The sequence below is a fragment of the Pseudomonas kulmbachensis genome (assembly GCF_963681935.1).
GTDB classification, from domain to species: Bacteria; Pseudomonadota; Gammaproteobacteria; order Pseudomonadales; family Pseudomonadaceae; genus Aquipseudomonas; species Aquipseudomonas kulmbachensis.
Genome location: NZ_OY817088.1, coordinates 1689489 through 1709478, shown reverse-complemented (window position 1 = coordinate 1709478; position 19990 = coordinate 1689489). Strand labels below are relative to the sequence as shown.

16 protein-coding genes are annotated in these 19990 nt (G+C 56.4%); 4 read left to right on the top strand and 12 right to left on the bottom strand.

The genetic code is table 11. From position 1 onward, the window contains the following. Positions 1-39: 39 nt before the first annotated feature. From lpdA to sdhC, 7 genes are all read right to left on the bottom strand, one after another. Complete coding sequence (lpdA, locus tag U5A05_RS07980; RefSeq protein ID WP_261741572.1) at positions 40-1476, bottom strand: dihydrolipoyl dehydrogenase; 1437 nt, start codon at positions 1474-1476, stop codon at positions 40-42. A 105-nt stretch (positions 1477-1581) separates the two neighbouring features. Beyond that, entirely contained in the window at positions 1582-2796 is a 1215-nt protein-coding gene (gene odhB, locus U5A05_RS07975) for a 2-oxoglutarate dehydrogenase complex dihydrolipoyllysine-residue succinyltransferase (RefSeq protein WP_261741571.1), read from the bottom strand. A 41-nt stretch (positions 2797-2837) separates the two neighbouring features. Next, a complete protein-coding gene (locus U5A05_RS07970; RefSeq protein ID WP_261741570.1) occupies positions 2838-5669 on the bottom strand; it encodes a 2-oxoglutarate dehydrogenase E1 component in 2832 nt (943 codons plus the stop codon). Positions 5670-5929: 260 nt separating this feature from the next. After that, entirely contained in the window at positions 5930-6634 is a 705-nt protein-coding gene (locus U5A05_RS07965; RefSeq protein WP_261741569.1) for a succinate dehydrogenase iron-sulfur subunit, read from the bottom strand. An 11-nt stretch (positions 6635-6645) separates the two neighbouring features. Further along, entirely contained in the window at positions 6646-8421 is a 1776-nt protein-coding gene (sdhA, locus tag U5A05_RS07960; protein ID WP_261741568.1) for a succinate dehydrogenase flavoprotein subunit, read from the bottom strand. A 3-nt stretch (positions 8422-8424) separates the two neighbouring features. Next, the gene (sdhD, locus tag U5A05_RS07955) at positions 8425-8793 is read right to left on the bottom strand and encodes a succinate dehydrogenase, hydrophobic membrane anchor protein (protein WP_003446906.1); all 369 of its coding nucleotides are present in this window, start codon (positions 8791-8793) and stop codon (positions 8425-8427) included. Then, a complete protein-coding gene (gene sdhC, locus U5A05_RS07950; protein WP_321836070.1) occupies positions 8787-9173 on the bottom strand; it encodes a succinate dehydrogenase, cytochrome b556 subunit in 387 nt (128 codons plus the stop codon). Before sdhC ends, sdhD begins: the two co-directional genes overlap by 7 nt. 350 nt (positions 9174-9523) lie before the next feature. On the opposite strand from sdhC, the gene gltA reads away from it, so the two are divergent. Further along, a complete protein-coding gene (gene gltA, locus U5A05_RS07945) occupies positions 9524-10813 on the top strand; it encodes a citrate synthase (protein ID WP_261741566.1) in 1290 nt (429 codons plus the stop codon). A gap of 260 nt (positions 10814-11073) precedes the next feature. Here the strand turns inward: gltA and U5A05_RS07940 are convergent, their stop codons facing one another. The 3 genes from U5A05_RS07940 to U5A05_RS07930 form a co-directional block, all read right to left on the bottom strand. Then, on the bottom strand, positions 11074-12732 hold the full coding sequence (locus tag U5A05_RS07940) for a cation acetate symporter (protein ID WP_261741565.1): 1659 nt from the start codon (positions 12730-12732) through the stop codon (positions 11074-11076). Continuing rightward, a complete protein-coding gene (locus U5A05_RS07935; protein ID WP_261741564.1) occupies positions 12729-13040 on the bottom strand; it encodes a DUF485 domain-containing protein in 312 nt (103 codons plus the stop codon). The genes U5A05_RS07940 and U5A05_RS07935 overlap by 4 nt, the downstream gene beginning before the upstream one ends. 222 nt (positions 13041-13262) lie before the next feature. Continuing rightward, entirely contained in the window at positions 13263-14120 is an 858-nt protein-coding gene (locus U5A05_RS07930) for a glycine betaine ABC transporter substrate-binding protein (RefSeq protein WP_261742396.1), read from the bottom strand. Between the two features lie 291 nt (positions 14121-14411). Here U5A05_RS07930 and U5A05_RS07925 point away from each other — a divergent pair, with 291 nt between their 5' ends. Then, the gene (locus tag U5A05_RS07925) at positions 14412-15962 is read left to right on the top strand and encodes a glycoside hydrolase family 17 protein (protein ID WP_321836069.1); all 1551 of its coding nucleotides are present in this window, start codon (positions 14412-14414) and stop codon (positions 15960-15962) included. Positions 15963-16028: 66 nt separating this feature from the next. Here U5A05_RS07925 and U5A05_RS07920 read toward each other — a convergent pair whose 3' ends face one another. Further along, positions 16029-16391, bottom strand: a complete 363-nt coding sequence (locus U5A05_RS07920; RefSeq protein WP_321836068.1) for a hypothetical protein — start codon at positions 16389-16391, stop codon at positions 16029-16031. A gap of 230 nt (positions 16392-16621) precedes the next feature. Here U5A05_RS07920 and U5A05_RS07915 point away from each other — a divergent pair, with 230 nt between their 5' ends. Both U5A05_RS07915 and U5A05_RS07910 read left to right on the top strand, forming a co-directional pair. After that, entirely contained in the window at positions 16622-17920 is a 1299-nt protein-coding gene (locus tag U5A05_RS07915) for a serine/threonine protein kinase (RefSeq protein WP_261741561.1), read from the top strand. Beyond that, on the top strand, positions 17913-18701 hold the full coding sequence (locus U5A05_RS07910) for an MlaA family lipoprotein (protein WP_261741560.1): 789 nt from the start codon (positions 17913-17915) through the stop codon (positions 18699-18701). Before U5A05_RS07915 ends, U5A05_RS07910 begins: the two co-directional genes overlap by 8 nt. Positions 18702-18833: 132 nt before the next feature. On the opposite strand, the gene U5A05_RS07905 is transcribed toward U5A05_RS07910, so the two are convergent. Next, the gene (locus tag U5A05_RS07905) at positions 18834-19979 is read right to left on the bottom strand and encodes a patatin-like phospholipase family protein (RefSeq protein WP_261741559.1); all 1146 of its coding nucleotides are present in this window, start codon (positions 19977-19979) and stop codon (positions 18834-18836) included. Positions 19980-19990 lie beyond the last annotated feature (11 nt).

Sequence of the window (19990 nt, the reverse complement as noted above, 5' to 3'; positions counted from 1 at the left end):
CACGACGGGCAAACCGCCGTGGTTTCTTATTGTCTGGTATTAACGTTTCTTACGGTTGGCAATGTGGATGGCACCGCCATTCACAGCCAGCGCTGCTTCGTGCAACGCTTCGGACAGGGTTGGATGGGAGAAAACCATCATGCCCAGATCCTCGGCACTAGTGCCGAATTCCATACCGATAGCGCCCTGCTGAACCAGCTCTGCAGCGCTCGGGCCAATCACGTGGACGCCCAGTACGCGGTCAGTTTTGGCATCAGCAATGACTTTAACAAAGCCACCGGTGTCGTTTGCTGCCATGGCACGGCCACTGGCTGCGAACGGGAAGGTGCCGACGTTAACTTCAACGCCTTCAGCTTTCAAGGCCTGTTCGGTTTTACCTACCCACGCGATCTCCGGGTGAGTGTAAATAACCGATGGAATCAGGTCGTAGTTCATCTCGGTCTTGTGACCTTTGATGCGCTCAACAACCATGATGCCTTCTTCCGAAGCCTTGTGAGCCAACATCATGCCGCGAACCACGTCACCGATGGCGAATACGCCCGGTACGCTGGTGGCGCAATGATCGTCAACAAACACGAAACCGCGCTCGTCGATGGTCACGCCGCTGTCAGCTGCCAGCAGTTCGGTAGTCACCGGACGGCGACCCACGGCTACGATCAGCTTGTCGAACGTGATGGTCTGTTCGCCGTTGGCGTCGGTGTAGGTCACAACGACTTCTTCGCCGTTAACCTTGGAACCGGTTACGCGAGCGCCCAGCTTGATGTCCAGACCTTGTTTGGTCAGGGTTTTGTAGGCTTCTTTCGAAACGGCAGCGTCAGCAGCCATCAGGAACGTGTCCAGAGCTTCCAGAACAGTTACCTGAGCGCCCAGACGGGACCATACCGAACCCAGTTCCAGACCGATAACGCCAGCGCCGATAACGCCCAGACGCTTAGGTACGGATTGGAATTCCAGTGCGCCGGTCGAATCAACGATCACGTTGTTATCAACTGGAGCCGGTGGAATGTCGATTGGGCGCGAACCCGATGCCAGAATCACGTTCTCGGCTTCGATGATTTCAACGCTGCCGTCTGGCTTGGTCAGTTCAACACGCTTGCCGGCCAGCAGTTTGCCGTGGCCTTGCAGGGAAGTAACACCGTTAGCCTTGAACAGGGTAGCAACGCCGGAAGTCAGACCTTTAACGATGTTGGCTTTACGGCCAACCATCGCAGCTACGTCCATCTTCACTTCACCGGTGGTGATGCCGTGGATAGCAAATGCATCCTTGGCTTCGTGATACTTCCAGGAGCTGTCCAGCAGCGCCTTGGATGGAATGCAACCAACGTTCAGGCAAGTACCGCCCAGAGCCAGTTTGCCTTCCTTGTCGGTGTATTTTTCGATGCAAGCAGTCGAAAGGCCCAATTGCGCGGCCTTGATGGCTGCAACGTAGCCGCCAGGGCCCGCACCAATCACTACAACGTCAAATTTCTGAGACATGAAAATAGATCCTCTATTAGCTACAAGCTGTCAGCTGCAAGCTGCAAGCCCAAGCCAAGCTGCTTTTTCTCGCAGCTTGTCACCTGAAGCTTGCAGCTGCTTCTATTAGATATCCAGCAGCAGACGAGCTGGGTCTTCCAGCAGGTTTTTGATTGCTACCAGGAAACTTACAGCTTCTTTGCCGTCGATCAAGCGGTGATCGTAAGACAGAGCCAAATACATCATCGGACGGATAACTACCTGACCGTTGATTGCCATTGGACGCTGAAGGATGTTGTGCATGCCCAGGATCGCGGCTTGCGGCGGGTTAACGATCGGGGTCGACATCATCGAACCGAAAGTACCACCGTTGGTGATCGTGAAGGTACCGCCGGTCATTTCGTCGATCGACAGCTTACCGTCACGGGCTTTCTTGCCGTAAGCAGCGATACCGCCTTCGATTTCAGCCAGGCTCATCAGTTCTGCGTTACGCAGAACCGGAACCACCAGACCACGGTCGCTGGATACAGCAACACCGATGTCGGCGAAGCCGTGGTAAACGATGTCGGAACCGTCGATCGAAGCGTTCACAGCCGGGAAGCGTTTCAGCGACTCGGTAGCAGCTTTGACGAAGAACGACATGAAGCCCAGGCGCACGCCGTTGTGGGCCTTCTCGAACTGGTCCTTGTACTTCGAACGCAGTGCCATGATTTCAGTCATGTCCACTTCGTTGAAAGTAGTCAGCATCGCCATGTTCGACTGAGCTTCAACCAGACGCTTGGCCACAGTGGCACGAACGCGGGTCATCGGAACGCGTTTTTCTACGCGGTCGCCAACAGCGAATACCGGAGCAGCAGCGGCAGGAGCAGCGGCCTTGGCCGGCGCAGCAGCAGGAGCGGCCTTTTTGGCAGCAACAGCAGCAACTACGTCTTCCTTGGTCACACGACCGCCTTTGCCAGTACCGGCAACGGAAGCGATGTTGATGCCGTTTTCTTCAGCGATCTTGCGAGCTGCAGGAGCAGCAACAGGATCGTCTTCGCCATCAGCAGCAGGAGCAGCAGCCTGTGCGGCCGGTGCAGCAGCGGCTGGGGCAGCAGCAACACCGCCTTCAACGATGGAGCCCAGAACTTCGTCGGACAGAACGGTGTCGCCTTCGTTCTTGACGATAGCGCCCAGAACGCCGTCAGCTGTAGCCAGTACTTCCAGCACAACCTTGTCGGTTTCGATGTCAACAATCAGGTCGTCGCGTTTTACAGCGTCGCCCGGTTGCTTGTGCCAGGTGGCAACGGTGCCATCGGCAACCGATTCCGGAAATGTTGGGGCTTTGATCTCGATAGCCATGTTCTTTGGTTCCTTAAATTCGGTTTCAGTGCGCGAAGGCGTTAAACAGTGAACGCGTCTTGCAACAGTTTTGCCTGTTGCTCAGCGTGCATCGATGCGTAACCACAAGCAGGTGCAGCAGAAGCGTCACGGCCCGCGTACTCAAGTACGAGAGACTTGTCGTGACCGCCAATGATGCGGCGCATGTGGTGTTGGCTGCAGTACCAGGCACCCTGGTTCATCGGCTCTTCCTGACACCAAACAATATGCTTGGCGTTTTTGTACGGAGCCAGGACTTCAATCAAGTCGTCCTCAGGGAACGGGTACAGCTGCTCAAGACGCACGATGGCGATGTCATCACGACCTTCGGCACGGCGTTTTTCCAACAGGTCGTAGTAGACCTTGCCGCTACACAGCACGATGCGACCGACTTTCGCCGGATCTTGCGCATCGATTTCCGGAATAACGGTCTGGAACGAACCTTCGGCCAGATCTTCCAGGGTCGAGATTGCCAATTTGTGACGCAGCAACGACTTCGGTGTCAGGACGATCAGCGGCTTGCGCAGCGGACGGATAACCTGGCGGCGCAGCAGATGGTAGATCTGTGCAGGAGTTGTTGGTACGCACACCTGAATGTTGTGCTCAGCGCACAATTGCAGGTAACGCTCAAGACGTGCAGAGGAGTGCTCCGGGCCCTGACCTTCATAACCGTGTGGCAGCAACATGGTCAGACCGCACAGACGGCCCCACTTGTGCTCACCGCTGGTGATGAACTGGTCGATTACAACCTGGGCGCCGTTGGCGAAGTCGCCGAACTGGGCTTCCCAGATCACCAGCGCCTCTGGCGTGGTGGTCGAGTAACCGTATTCGAACGCCAATACTGCTTCTTCCGACAGCAACGAGTCGTACAGGTCAAAACGTGGCTGACCCTCGAACAGGTGCTTCAGAGGAATGTAGGTGCCAGCATCTTTCTGGTTGTGCAACACGGCGTGACGGTGCGAGAACGTACCGCGACCAATGTCCTGACCCGTCATGCGGATCGGGTGACCTTCGAACTGCAGGGTTGCGTATGCCATTGTTTCGGCATAACCCCAGTTGATCGGCAGGCCGCCGGCTTGCATTTTTTGACGATCTTCGTAGATCTTCGCAACCTGACGCTGAACCACGAAGCCATCTGGAATTTCCAGCAGCTTGGCCGACAGTTCTTGCAGGGTCTTGAGATCAAAACGCGTGTCGTGACGAGCAGTCCAGGCGTGACCCAGGTATGGGCGCCAGTCTACAAACAGCTCTTTGTTAGGCTCTTTGACCAGACTTTTCACAACATGCAGACCGTTGTCCAGCGCGTTGCGATATTCGTCGATCTTGGCCTGAACGCGCTCTGCGTCTACCACTTTCTCTTGCGTCAGACGCTCGGCATACAGCTCACGGGTAGTGCGCTGCTTGGCGATCTGCTGATACATCAGCGGCTGAGTGCCGTTTGGCTCATCGGCCTCGTTGTGACCGCGACGGCGGTAGCAGAACAGGTCGATCACGACGTCACGCTTGAACTGCATGCGGTAGTCGATAGCCAGCTGGGTCACGAACAATACGGCTTCCGGATCATCACCATTTACATGGAGGATCGGGGCCTGAATCATTTTCGCGACGTCAGTGCAGTACTCGGTAGAACGCGAGTCTTCCGGATTGCTGATGGTGAAGCCAACCTGGTTGTTGATGACCAGGTGAACCGTACCGCCAGTCTTGAAGCCGCGAGTCTGCGACATCTGGAAGGTTTCCATGACCACGCCCTGACCTGCGAATGCAGCGTCACCGTGGATGGAAATCGGCAGTACCTTTTCGCCGGTGCTGTCGTTACGACGGTCCTGGCGAGCACGTACAGACCCTTCAACCACTGGAGAAACGATTTCCAGGTGGGACGGGTTAAACGCCATTGCCAGGTGAACTTCGCCACCGGAGGTCATGACGTTGGAGGAGAAGCCCTGGTGATATTTAACGTCACCGGAACCCAGCTCGATTTTTTTCTTGCCTTCGAACTCGTCGAACAGCTCGCGCGGGTTTTTGCCGAAGGTGTTCACCAATACGTTCAGACGGCCACGGTGGGCCATGCCGATAACGATTTCCTTGGTGCCGTAGTTGCCCGAACGCTGGATCAGCTCGTCCAGCAAAGGAATCAGGCTTTCGCCGCCTTCCAGGCCGAAACGCTTGGTGCCCGGGTATTTGGTACCCAGGTACTTCTCCAGACCTTCAGCAGCAGTGACGCGCTCAAGCAGATGGCCTTTGACTTCAGCCGAATACGCTGGACGGCCGCGTACGCTTTCGAGGCGCTGTTCAAACCAGTGGCGCTGCTCGGAATCGACGATGTGCGTGAACTCTGCGCCGATGGTGCGGCAATATGTCTGCTGCAACGCTTCGAGAATTTCGCGTAGGCTCGCTTCCTCTTTGCCGATATACAGGTCGCCGGCACGGAAGGTCGTATCAAGATCGGCATTGGTCAAGCCGTAATGATTGATCGACAGGTCTGCAGGTGCAGGACGCTGCCACAGCCCCAGCGGATCAAGCTGGGCTGCCTGGTGGCCGCGCATCCGATAGGCCTGGATCAATCGCAGCACTTCAACCTGCTTCTTCTCGTGCTCACTGCTCACGCTCCCGGCGGAAACCGGTTGGGCGCGGCGCTGGTTCTTTGCCAGCAGCACGAAATGATCGCGGATTGTGGAGTGCGAAACATCGTTGGCAGAGTTGCCGTCAGCGGGCAACGTCTGAAATTTGGTGCGCCATTCTTCTGGCACAGCGTTAGGGTCGTGCAGGTAGAGCTCGTAGAGCTCTTCCACATAGGCAGCGTTACCACCTGAAAGATAGCCGCTGTTCCACATGCGCTGCATCACGCTTTCTTGCATGCTTGGTCACCCTCGGTTAGGGGACACCATCGACGAGAACACCAGAGCACGCTTGAGAAAGTCCGAATACAGCGACTAAAACAAGCCACTTAGGATCACGCTGATAGTCCGGGTACCAGCCCGGATGCCCCTGCTGGTCTCATTTCTTCAAAATAAGAGCCGCAGCTTTATGAGCTGCTGCTCAGGTTAAAACTACGGCGCCGGTTGAAGCCTGCGCCGTAGCATCTACGGTTACAGCGGTCCTGCGTTACAGCTTTGGATCACACGCCGCTTTGCAGCAGCATGCTACGCACGTGTCCAATGGCCTTAGTCGGGTTCAAGCCCTTCGGACACACGTTTACGCAGTTCATGATCCCGCGGCAGCGGAATACGCTGAACGGGTCATCCAGTGAAGCCAGACGCTCGCTGGTCTTGGTGTCACGGCTGTCAGCCAGGAAACGATAGGCTTGAAGCAGTGCAGCAGGGCCCAGGAACTTGTCCGGGTTCCACCAGAAGGACGGGCACGAGGTCGAGCAGCAAGCGCACAGGATGCACTCGTACAGACCGTCGAGCTTTTCACGCTCTTCTGGCGATTGCAGACGCTCAATGGCCGGAGCCGGAGTGTCGTTCTGCAGGAACGGCTTAACTTTTTCGTATTGCTTGTAGAAGATGCTCATATCGACGACCAGGTCACGGATAACCGGCAAACCTGGCAATGGACGAACAATCAGCTTGTTACCTTTAACGACAGCGGACAGCGGCGTTACACACGCCAGGCCGTTTTTGCCGTTGATGTTCATGCCGTCGGAGCCGCAAACGCCCTCACGGCAAGAGCGACGATAGGAGAAACCCTCGTCCTGCTCTTTAACCAGCGCCAGCACGTCCAGCACCATCAGGTCTTTACCATTGGTATTGACCTGAAACTCTTGCATGAACGGCGCAGCGTCCTGGTCCGGGTTGTAGCGATAAACACTGACTTTCAACATATCGGCCACCCTTAGTAAGTCCGAATCATGGGTTCAAAGGTCGGGACGGTTTTCGGCGAGAAGTTTACGGCTCGCTTGGCAACGCGCTTTTCACCCGGGAAGTACAGGGTGTGGCACAGCCAGTTAACGTCATCACGATCTTCGAAATCTTCACGGGCGTGAGCACCGCGCGATTCTTTACGAACTTCAGCAGCGATTGCAGTTGCTTCAGCCACTTCGAGCAGGTTTTGCAGCTCAAGGGCTTCGATACGGGCCGTGTTGAACGCTTGGCTCTTATCGTTGATTTTCACGTTGGCGATGCGCTTGCGCAGATCAGCCAGCTGGGCAATACCCTTCTGCATGTATTCGCCAGTACGGAATACACCGAAGTAGTTCTGCATGCAGCTTTGCAGCTCTTTACGCAGGGTAGCTACGTCTTCGCCGTCAGTACGCGAGTTCAGGCCGTCCAGACGTGCCAGGGCAGCGTCGATGTCGGACTGGCGAGGACGAGCGTAATCAACGCCTTCTTTCAGGGTCTGCTCAAGGAACAGGCCTGCAGCACGACCGAACACCACCAGGTCAAGCAGCGAGTTGCCGCCCAGACGGTTGGCACCGTGTACCGATACGCACGCCACTTCACCCACTGCGAACAGGCCAGGGATGATGGTATCAACGCCATCAGCGTCCTGAGTGATCGCCTGGCCATGAATGTTGGTGGCAACGCCGCCCATCATATAGTGGCAAGTTGGAACAACCGGGATCGGCGCTACGGCTGGATCGACGTGAGCGAAGGTCTTGGACAGTTCCATGATGCCTGGCAGACGGCTGTGCAGAACTTCTTCACCCAGGTGATCGAGTTTCAGCATTACGTGGTCGCCATCTGGACCGCAACCGTTGCCCGCGATGATTTCCTTAACCATCGAGCGAGCTACAACGTCACGACCAGCAAGGTCTTTAGCGTTCGGAGCGTAACGCTCCATGAAACGCTCACCGTGCTTGTTGATCAGGTATCCACCTTCACCACGGCAACCTTCTGTAACCAGTACACCGGCGCCGGCAATACCGGTTGGGTGGAACTGCCACATTTCGATGTCTTGTACCGGCACGCCAGCACGCAGCGCCATGCCAATACCGTCACCGGTGTTGATCAGAGCGTTGGTAGTGGACGAGTAGATACGGCCTGCACCGCCAGTCGCCAATACGGTGGCGTTAGCGCGAACGTAAGAGGTTTCGCCTGTTTCGATGCAGATAACGATCATGCCGACAAAGTCGCCAGCCTCGTTCTTCACCAGATCGACACCGTAGTATTCGTTAAGGAATACAGTGCCAGCCTTCAGGTTGGCCTGGTACAGGGTGTGCAACAGCGCGTGACCGGTACGGTCGGCTGCAGCGCAGGTACGGGCAGCCTGACCGCCTTTACCGAAGTCCTTGGACTGACCACCGAAAGGACGCTGGTAGATGCGACCCTGTTCAGTACGGGAGAACGGCATGCCCATGTGTTCAAGTTCGTATACGGCTTCCGGGCCTACGGAACACATGTATTCGATAGCGTCCTGGTCACCGATATAGTCGGAACCCTTGACGGTATCGTACATGTGCCAGCGCCAGTCATCGTTTGGATCTGCAGACGCGATCGCGCAGGTAATGCCACCCTGAGCCGATACGGTGTGCGAACGAGTCGGGAAAACCTTGGTGATTACGGCAGTCTTGTGACCACCTTGTGCCAGCTGCAGAGCAGCGCGCATGCCAGCACCGCCGCCGCCAATAATGATGGCGTCGAACGAAAGTGTATTAACTGTGTTAGCCATGAATCAGATACCCCAAAGAATCTGCACACCCCAGACGAAGTAAGCGAACATTGCAACGCCGCAGACTGCCTGGAAGAGGAAACGTACTGCTGTCGCGGACTTGCCCAGCGCCATTGGCGTCAGGTAGTCGGTCGCGATGGTCCACATGCCTACCCAGGCGTGTGCGCCCAGAGCAACAAGGGCCAGCAGGCTGAAGATACGCATCCAGTTGCTTGCAAACAGTTCATGCCATTGGGCGTAGCCAATGCCAGGGTTCGCAACGAGGTATCCGATCAGGAAAATGAAATAAGCCGCTAGAACGACCGCAGACACACGTTGTGCCATCCAGTCATAGAGGCCCGAACGCGATAGGTTCGTAACGCTGGTTACCATATCCAAACTCCCGCCAGAACGATCATCACCACGGAAATGGCGATTACGATTTTCGAGCCCAGTCGGCCGCCTTCAAGCGTCTCACCGATGCCCATGTCCATGATCAAGTGGCGCACACCGGCAACCAAGTGATACAGCAAGGCAGAGAGCAGGCCCCACGCAACGAATTTGGCCAGCGGACTGGTCAAGCATGCCTTCACCTCGGCAAAACCTTCTTCGGAACCCAGGGATTTGCTCAATACATAAAGCATGATGCCCAGGCCGAGAAAAAGAATAATGCCCGATACACGGTGCAGAAATGACGTAACGCCGGTGATGGGGAGTTTGATGGTCCTTAGGTCTAGGTTTACAGGTCGTTGGCTATTCACGGCTTTTTTCACACTGAAGAGCCCCTAACAATCAGGGCAAGTTTGTTGGGATGCGCACTGGTCAGGTACCCACCACCCGGGAGTGACGACCCCCATCTAAACAGGCCCAAAAGCCCCTGGCGGTCGGCTGCCGAGTATAGACAGTTAGGTCACTAATGACAACGCAAACACCTCCCCCTAATAGCGCATTGCGCTTAGGCTATAAAAGGCGTAAACGGCTGGGATATTCGCGAAAAAATGCTTCTCAAAGCCTTGTACAGCAAGACTTTAGGCAAATTGACATTCAAATTTATCTCACTATAGTGGTGCGGGCCCTGCGTGGGGGGTCTGTCTGATGATTTCAAGCATAAATAGGAGGCCACATGGCTGACAAAAAAGCGCAGTTGATCATCGAGGGCGCAGCCCCCGTCGAGCTGCCCATTTTAACTGGCACCGTGGGTCCCGATGTAATCGATGTGCGCGGCCTAACGGCTACGGGCCGATTCACATTTGACCCTGGCTTCATGTCGACTGCATCTTGCGAGTCGAAGATCACCTATATTGATGGTGACAACGGTATCCTGCTCCACCGCGGCTACCCGATTGAACAGCTGGCTGAACACTCTGACTACCTTGAGACCGCTTATCTGCTGCTGAACGGCGAACTGCCGACTGCAGAGCAGAAGGCTCAATTTGTCAGCACCGTGAAGAACCACACCATGGTTCACGAGCAGTTGAAGACTTTCTTCAACGGCTTCCGTCGTGACGCCCACCCGATGGCGGTCATGTGCGGTGTAGTCGGCGCCCTTTCGGCCTTCTACCACGACTCCCTGGACATCAATAACCCGCAGCATCGCGAAATTTCCGCGATCCGTCTGGTTGCCAAGATGCCAACCCTCGCAGCGATGGTTTACAAGTACTCCATGGGTCAACCCATGATGTACCCGCGTAACGACCTGACCTACGCCGAAAACTTCCTGCACATGATGTTCAACACGCCGTGCGAGATCAAACCGATCAGCCCGGTACTGGCCAAGGCAATGGATAAGATCTTTATCCTGCACGCTGACCACGAACAGAATGCTTCGACCTCCACCGTGCGTCTGGCGGGTTCTTCGGGTGCTAACCCGTTCGCCTGTATTGCCGCTGGCATCGCTGCACTGTGGGGCCCTGCCCACGGCGGCGCAAACGAAGCCGTGCTGACCATGCTCGACGAAATTGGCGATGTTTCGAACATCGACACCTTCATCGCCAAGGCCAAGGACAAGAACGATCCATTCAAACTGATGGGCTTCGGTCACCGCGTTTACAAAAACCGCGACCCACGCGCCACAGTCATGAAGAAGACGTGCGACGAAGTACTTAAAGAGCTGGGGATCAAAAATGATCCACAACTTGAGTTGGCCATGCGTCTGGAAGAGATTGCACTGACCGACCCGTACTTCATCGAGCGCTCGCTGTACCCGAACGTCGACTTCTACTCGGGGATCATCCTCAAGGCGATCGGCATTCCAACCAGCATGTTCACCGTGATCTTCGCTCTGTCGCGTACAGTCGGCTGGATCTCGCACTGGAAAGAAATGCTCTCCAGCCCGTACAAGATTGGCCGCCCACGCCAGCTGTACACCGGCTACGAGCAGCGTGACCTGACCAAACTGGAAGACCGCAAGTAAGGCATATCCCACGATATAGCCTTAGCTGCAAACAAAACGGCCTCTATATATAGAGGCCGTTTTTGTTTTGCGCCGTTTTAACCCTGTGCAGAACTGACTGCTGTGGGAGCGGGCTTGCTCGCGATGGTATCGCCGTGGCTCGCCTGACAGGCCGCAGTGATGCCATCGCGAACAAGCCCGCCCCCACACAAACCTCAACACAAAAAAATCCCCCTGCCTCACGACAGGGGGATTGCTTTACACATAACGCCTACCGCTGATTAATGATCCACCGCCCCGCTCGCCCCAAGACCGGTCTGCGAACGCACAAACTGCGGGAAGAACAACGCACGCTCTTTCTCTGCTGACTTGGACTTGTCAGTAATAGAGAAGAACCAGATACCCGCGAACGCAATGATCATCGAGAACAGTGCTGGGTACTCGTAAGGGAAGATCGCTTTTTCATGATGCAGGATCTGCACCCAAATGGTCGGCCCCAGAATCATCAGGCCTACCGCACTCACCAGCCCCATCCAGCCGCCAATCATCGCACCGCGAGTGGTCAGGTTTTTCCAGTACATGGAAAGCAGCAGTACCGGGAAGTTGCAGCTAGCCGCGATGGAGAACGCCAGGCCCACCATGAACGCGATGTTCTGGCTTTCAAACAGGATACCCAGGCCGATCGCCAACACTGCCAATGCAATGGTGGTGATTTTCGAAACCCGAATCTCATCCTTGTCGTTGGTCTTGCCCTTCTTGATCACGCTGGCATACAGGTCGTGAGACACCGCCGAAGCACCAGCCAGGGTCAGACCCGCAACCACCGCCAGGATGGTGGCGAACGCCACTGCCGAGATAAAGCCCAGGAAGATACTGCCACCTACCGCATCAGCCAGATGCACGGCCGCCATGTTGTTACCACCCAGCAAGGCGCCAGCAGCGTCTTTGAATGCAGGGTTGGTGCTCACCAGGATGATCGCGCCAAAACCGATAATGAAGGTCAGGATGTAGAAGTAGCCAATAAAGCCGGTTGCGTACAACACGCTCTTGCGAGCTTCTTTCGCATCACTCACGGTGAAGAAACGCATCAGGATATGTGGCAGGCCAGCAGTACCAAACATCAATGCCAGGCCCAGAGAGAACGCAGAAATTGGATCTTTCACCAGCCCGCCCGGGCTCATGATCGCCTCACCTTTAGGGTGAATCTTGACCGCTTCAGCAAACAGCGCATTGAAGTCGAAGTTGACGTGCTTCATTACCATCACGGCCATGAACGTCGCACCGGACAGCAACAGTACCGCCTTGATGATCTGCACCCATGTGGTTGCCAGCATGCCGCCGAACAACACGTACAGGCACATCAGGATGCCCACCATGATCACCGCTACGTGGTAATCCAGGCCGAACAGCAACTGGATCAGCTTACCGGCACCCACCATTTGCGCGATCAGGTAGAACGCAACCACCACCAGCGAACCGCACGCTGACAACGAACGAATCTGGGCTTGCCCAAGACGGTACGACGCCACGTCAGCAAAGGTGTACTTGCCCAGGTTGCGCAGACGCTCTGCTATCAGGAACAGGATGATGGGCCAGCCCACCAGGAAGCCGATCGAATAGATCAGGCCATCGTAGCCAGAGGTATAGACCAGCGCGGAAATACCCAGAAAGGAGGCGGCGGACATATAGTCGCCCGCAATCGCCAGACCATTCTGAAACCCTGTGATTTTGCCGCCAGCTGCATAATAGTCGGCTGCCGACTTGTTACGCTTCGATGCCCAGTAAGTAATGCACAGCGTGGCGCCAACAAATGCAACGAACATGATGATCGCGGCAATATTAAGCGGTTGTTTTTGCACTTCGCCAGTCAGGGCCTCCCCCGCCCAAACCGCTGGTGCAAGGGCAGCGATGCCCAGTGTTGCCAATAGACGCCTGATCATTGCCCCGCCTCCTTGAGAATTGCATTGTTCAGCGCGTCAAACTCACCATTGGCCCGGCGTACATAGATTGCCGTCAGAATAAAGGCTGAAACAATCAGCCCCACACCAATCGGAATACCCCAGGTAATAGACGAATCAGGGGTCAACTTGGCCCCCATGATGTGCGACCCATAAGCAATTAACAGGATAAAGGCGGCATATAACCCGAGCATGATTGCCGAGAGAATCCAGGCGAATCGTTCTCTTTTTTTAACCAGCTCCTTGAAGCGCGGGCTGTTTTGAATCGAGAGGTAAATGCTGTCGTTCATTATTTTTGTCCTCGCAGCACAGATGAAATGGAACGCTTTCACTATTAGGGCGCTGCTGATTCAATTCCAGACGACTTTAGTAGTAGAGCCCCAATTTGCTGTAGCCCCCGATTTCTCTAGCCTGCAAGGACGATGACCGCTAGCACAACCGCCCATAAATGCAAAAACCGCCTGGCGTAAACGCCAAACGGTCTTGTGTACTGCGACCCAGACACTTCGCGATTATTTAGCGGTCCACTGAGCAACGCGTTCCGGATGTTTAGCGACCCATTCCTTGGCCGCAGCTTCAGGTTTTGCACCCTCTTGAATAGCCAGCATTACCTCGCCAATCTCATCTTTTGAATCCCAGGAAAACTTCTGCAAAAACGCCGCTACTTCAGGGGCTTTTTTATCCAGTTCCTTGCTGCCGATACTATTAACGGTTTCTGCAGCGCCATACACGCCCTGCGGATCATCGAGAAAGCGCAGCTTCCACTTGGCAAACATCCAGTGTGGCACCCAGCCGGTCACTGCGATGGGTTCATTCTTGGCATAAGCGCGCCCCAACTCAGAAGTCATGGCAGCCCCTGAACTGGCTTGCAACTTGTAACCCTTCAGGTCGTAATCCTTGATTGCCTGATCGGTCTTGAGCATCACACCTGAGCCGGCATCAATGCCGACAATCTTGTTTTTAAACTCGCTGCTGCCCTTCAGGTCGGCAATGGACCGTGCCTTTACATACTCCGGAACGATCAGGCCAATTCTTGCGTCTTTAAAGTTCGGACCATAATCGACAACCTTGTCTTTATTCTTGGCCCAGTACTCGCCATGAGTCACCGGCAGCCAGGCGGACAGCATCGCGTCCAGCTTGCCCGTCGCCACGCCCTGCCACATGATCCCGGTTGCTACCGGCATCAGTTTCACGTCATAACCCAGCTTCTGCTTGATAACTTCGGCCGCTACATGGGTAGTCGCCACGCTATCGGACCAACCATCAACATAACCAATATTCAGGGTCGGCTTGCTCTGAGCGCTTGCCAAACCCGCACTCATCGCCAGCACCAAGGCTGCTCCCGCGCTCAAAAGGCGTCGCATCTTCATCTTTGATTCCCCACAGTGCCGGGCCCGACGAGTGCCGGGCCACATCAGGGTTGGTGCAGGGTTTGTACCCCCTGCTTAACCTGCACCGTGATAATCAACCTCGACTGCCGACAGTCATGCTCTGACGACGACTTCCAGGCAGCAACCAACGACATTGCGACCATACCCCGTTGGAACCCCGGCACTTTGCCCGCAAGACTGCCTGAACTTTGCATGTCAAAATTATACGCGGGCGCTGAACCGGCTCAATTGCAGGTAAGATGCGCGGCTTTGCTCCCATACGGCCTGACCATGTCTGCGACTGCCCGCTTCCCCGTGCTGCCTTATCTGTTTGCCTGCTTACTGGGCGTGTTTGCCATTGCCGGCTTCTGGTACGGCCTTGGCCAACCGGTAATTTTGCCCGATGCCGCGACACCGACCCACAAACTGCAATGTGCGTCCTACACGCCGTTCGACAAGGACCAGTCCCCCTTCGACCAGCCTTTCGTACCGCGTGCCGAACGCATGGACGCAGACCTGGCATTGCTCGCCACGCGCTTTCAATGTATTCGCACCTACTCCCAGGCAGGCCTTGAAGCCCTGCCGGAGCTGGCACGCAAGCACGGCCTGAAACTGATGATCGGAGCCTGGGTCAGCAGCGACCCTGTCGCCACTGAACAGGAAGTCGACGCCCTGATCGCCTCGGCCAACGCCAATCCAGACGTGGTCAGCGCGGTTATCGTCGGCAACGAAGCCCTGCTGCGCAAAGAAATAACAGCCCCGCAACTGGTCAAGCTGATCGGCAAGGTTAAAAGCCAGGTCAAGCAACCCGTCACTTACGCAGATGTTTGGGAGTTCTGGCTGCAACACCCGGAAATCGCTCCGGCAGTGGACTTTCTGACCATCCACCTGCTGCCTTACTGGGAAGATGACCCAGCGGGCATTGATCAGGCAGTGAACCATGTGGCGCAGGTCCGTCAGGTGTTCGGCAACAAGTTTGCCCCTAAAGACATTCTGATCGGCGAGACCGGCTGGCCCAGCGAAGGTCGCCAGCGTGAAACCGCCCTGCCGAGCCGGGTCAACGAAGCGAAATTCATTCGTGGCTTTGTCACGCTAGCCGAACAGAACGGCTGGAAATACAACCTGATCGAAGCGTTCGACCAACCCTGGAAGCGTGGCAGCGAAGGTGCTGTTGGAGGTTACTGGGGTTTGTTTGATGCCGATCGCCAGGACAAGGGCATCCTCGCCGGGCCCGTGTCCAACCTGCCGCACTGGCCTGTGTGGCTAGGTCTTGGCGCCACCCTGTTTCTGGGCACGCTGCTGATTGGCGGGCGGGTTCGTTCAACTCGCGCCGCGCTATTGCTGCCAGCACTGGGGGCTGTGGCGGGATGCAGCATCGTGGCCTGGGCCGAGCTGGCGTCAGTCACCAGCCGCTTTGCTGGCGAGTGGCTATGGGCTGGCTTACTGGTTGGCCTGAACCTGATCGTACTGACCCATGGCGCATTGGCCCTTGGCCAGAAAGACGGCTGGCGCGAACGCCTGTTCAACTTGCTGGAGCGGCGTGCGGGTTGGTGGCTGGCTGCGGCCGGTTTTGCCGGTGCCGTGATGATGCTTGGGTTGGTATTTGAACCGCGCTACCGCAGCTTCCCGAGTGCAGCGCTGCTATTGCCTGCACTGGTTTACCTGCTACGCCCGGTAACCGGCCCACGCCGCGAATTCGGGCTGCTGGCATTGATCATAGGCGCGGGCATTCCGGTGCAGCTGTACCGCGAGGGCCTGATCAATGAGCAGGCGTGGACATGGGCATTGGTGAGCGTACTGATGGTGATGGCACTGTGGCGCAGCGTGCGCAAGCGCGCATAACACCCTTTTAGCATTACCCCTTGTGGGAGCGAGCCGGCTCGCTCCCACAACTGATCGTACAAACTCTTATCTGGCTGCCCGCACCAATCGCAGCCCTGCAATCACCACCGCAAACACCGCCAGGCTGGCGTTATACAATGCCAGCGCCGGCAAGCCGAACAACAAGGCCAGTACCGCCAGCGCGCTGCCGACCCGTCCGCGCACAAAGAACGCGACAATCGACAGTACCAACGCGATCCAGCCCATCACCCGGAAATGGATCAACAGTCCCAGGTTGGAGCGCAACTGGCATTCCCAGCGCGCAGCCTCAGCAACACACGTGCCCACCCACTGCGGGTCTTCCATCAAGCCGTATCGCAGCCCATAACTGGCCACGAGCCACACAGGCAGGGCGATAAGCAGCAAGATCAACGGCAAACGAGGTCGCATAAAAACTCCGATAGACAAAAGCGGCGCCCAGCTTAATCTCCATCCTCGTCTATGCAAGCCTTGCAATCAGATATCTGTTAACTAAAGTCATTCAACGTGTATCGTTGGGTAGCCTTTTGCCTGCCTGCGACTCTGTGGGGATTTATTTAGTGCCGCCATACGGCACTTCAGCACTAGCCCTGTGGTCATAGCCTGCGAATCATTTCCGCACCTTTTTAGGGATAGTCTTCATGCTTCGTTCTCTGCCCCTCGCTGCCTTACTGGGCGGCCTTATCTTGAGTGCGTCCGCACAGGCGGTCGATGTCGACCCCGCAACGTATGGCTACCCGATTACCAATCCGTTTGAAGCCACGATTGCCACCACTCCGCCGGACATGCGCCCCCTGCTGCCCGCCGAAGATGACATCAACCAGTCGGACTACACCCTCAGCCTGCGCCCCGAACGCGAATTCACTCTGCCCGCTAATTTTTGGGCCGTGAAAAAGCTGACCTACCGCATGGCCAAACAGGATCATCCGGCGCCACTGATGTTTCTGATTGCAGGCACCGGCGCGGCTTATGACAGTAGCCTCAATGAATACTTGAAAAAACTCTTCTACCAAGAGGGCTATCACGTCGTTCAGCTGTCATCACCCACCAGCTATGACTTTATGAGTGCAGCCTCACGCCTGGCTACACCAGGCATCAGCCAGTACGACGCCGAAGACCTGTATCACGTGATGCAAGCCGTACGCGCCCAACAGGCAAGCCTCCCCGTAACCGACTACTACTTGGCAGGCTATAGCCTGGGAGCGCTGGATGCAGCTTTCGTCAGCCACCTGGATGAAACCCGCAAAAGCTTCAACTTCAAAAAGGTGTTGATGCTTAACCCGCCGGTCAACCTGTTCACCTCCATCAGCAACCTCGACAGGCTCGTTCAAACAGAAGTCAAAGGCATCAACAACACGACCACTTTCTACGAACTGGTGCTGAACAAGCTGACCCGCTACTTCCAGGACAAAGGCCGTGTAGACCTGAATGCTGCCCTGGTCTATGACCTGCAAAACTCCAAGGAGCGCCTGAGCAACGAGCAGATGGCAATGCTGATCGGCACCGTGTTCCGCTTTTCGTCGGCCGACATCGTGTTCACCTCGGACCTGATCAACCGCCGCGGCCTGATCACTCCGCCGAACTACCCGATCACCGAAGGCACCAGCCTTACGCCGTTTCTCAAGCGCTCGTTGCAGTGTGACTTCGACTGCTACCTGACCGAGCAAGTGATTCCCATGTGGCGCGCCAAAACTGATGGCGGCAGCCTGTTGCAACTGATCGATCAAGTCAGCCTGTACGCGCTCCAGGACTACCTTAAAAACAGCCCGAAAATTGCCGTCATGCATAACGCTGACGACATCATCCTTGGCCCTGGCGACCTGGGGTTTCTGCGTAAGACCTTCGGCAATCGCCTGACGGTTTATCCGTATGGCGGCCACTGCGGTAACCTCAACTACCGAGTCAACGCTGACGCTATGCTGGAGTTCTTCCGTGGCTAAACAACTATTGCTTCTTGCCGCCCTGCTCAGCGCAGGGTTCGCCCAAGCGGATAACAGCAAGGCCCACACGGAGCTGACGCCGGATATCGACGGCTTTACCCAACCGTTGAAATTGCTCAAGTTCAATCCGGGCCTGGATCAGCGCGAGTTCGAACGCGCCACCATGAACGCGCTCAATGTGTATGACCCGCTGGAGTCACTCAACCGCCGTATCTACCACTTCAACTACCGCTTCGACCAGTGGGTGTTCCTGCCGGTGGTCGACGGTTATCGCTATGTTACGCCGAGCTTTCTGCGTACAGGCGTGAGTAACTTCTTCAACAACTTGGGTGATGTACCCAACCTGTTCAACAGCCTGTTGCAACTCAAGGGCCACCGTTCTCTGGAAACTACAGGGCGCCTGCTGCTCAACACGACTTTGGGTGTTGGCGGCCTGTGGGACCCGGCTACGGCAATGGGCCTGCCGCGCCAAAGCGAAGACTTCGGCCAGACATTGGGCTTCTATGGAGTACCGGGCGGCGCTTATCTGATGCTGCCTATCCTCGGGCCGTCGAACTTGCGTGACACCACCGGTCTGGCGGTCGACTTTGGCGTCAACCAGGAAATCAACTTCCTCAACGTACCTCACGAAAGCACCCGCCACCCCGAGATCTGGGTACTGGGCGCTGTCGACAAGCGTTACAACACCAGCTTCCGCTATGGCCAGTTCGACTCGCCGTTTGAGTACGACAAGTTGCGCTATATCTACACCGAAGCGCGTAAATTGCAGATCGCCGAGTAACCACACAGGCAAAATCTGTAGCCGCTGCCGCAGCCTGCGAAAGCTGCGCAGCGGCCCCCGTATTCTGATCGAATGCGAAGGTCCTGCGGACCTTATCGCAGCCTGCGGCAGCAGCTACACAAATCGCATGAACTACACCCGCAAAAACCGGCACAGCGCTTCGCGCTTGTCCATCGCGTCACGGCGCCCAAGCTCGATCAACTCGCGGCAATAGCCCGACTCAAACAACAAGTAACTCAGCACCCCTGCACCACTGGTCTTGGTCGCACCGGGGCCACGCAAAAATGTACGCAGCGCAACAGGCAATTCATGTCGATGACGGGCCGCGATCTCGTCGATGGGCTGGCTCGGCGCAATAACCAGCACTTCCACGGGCGCCAGCCCAAGATTATCGGTTTGCCGGGGCAGCAAGCGGCTGAAGTGATTCAAACGCTCCAGCAGTTCGATATCACTCTCCAGGCTGTCAATAAACGTGCTGTTGAGCATATGCCCGCCAATTTGCGCCAGGGTAGGTTGCGCTGCATTGTAGTAACGCGGCTCAGCGCCTTGTAGATCCGGCCCGCGCGGGTTACCGCTGACCCCCACCACCAGCACCCGGGTTGCCCCCAAATGCAGGGCAGGACTGATAGGCGCCGACTGACGCACCGCGCCATCGCCGAAGTACTCCTCACCAATCCTGACCGGAGCAAACAACAACGGAATCGCCGAGCTGGCCAGCAAGTGCTCTACTGTTAGCGCGGTGGGCATACCAATACGTCGGTGACGCAGCCAGCCATCGATAGTGCCCTTGCCCTGATAAAAGGTTATGGCCTGGCTCGAGGAATAACCGAACGCCGTCACCGCCACCGCGCGCAGGTGTTGCCCGGCAATCGCCTGATCAATACCCTGAAAATTGATCTTTTCGTGAAGCAGGTCCCGCAACGGAGAGCTATTGAGCAACGCCACCGGTACCTGCGAACCCAGCCCAAGCAGACTGTGGAACATAAACCGACTGGCCTGACGCAGAACTCCCGGCCAGTCGCTGCGCAATACGCGATGGCTTTCAAAGTTTTGCCAGAACGCGGTCAGGCTCTCGACTGCACGGGTGAAATCCATCGCTCCGCTGGCCAGGCTGACCGCATTGATCGCCCCCGCCGACGTGCCGACGATCACTGGAAACGGATTAGCCGCGCCTGCTGGCAGCAATTCGGCAATCGCCGCCAGCACGCCAACCTGATAGGCCGCACGCGCCCCACCGCCTGACAGTATCAGGCCCGTAACGGGCGCGACGGCACTCATCACGAGTCGCC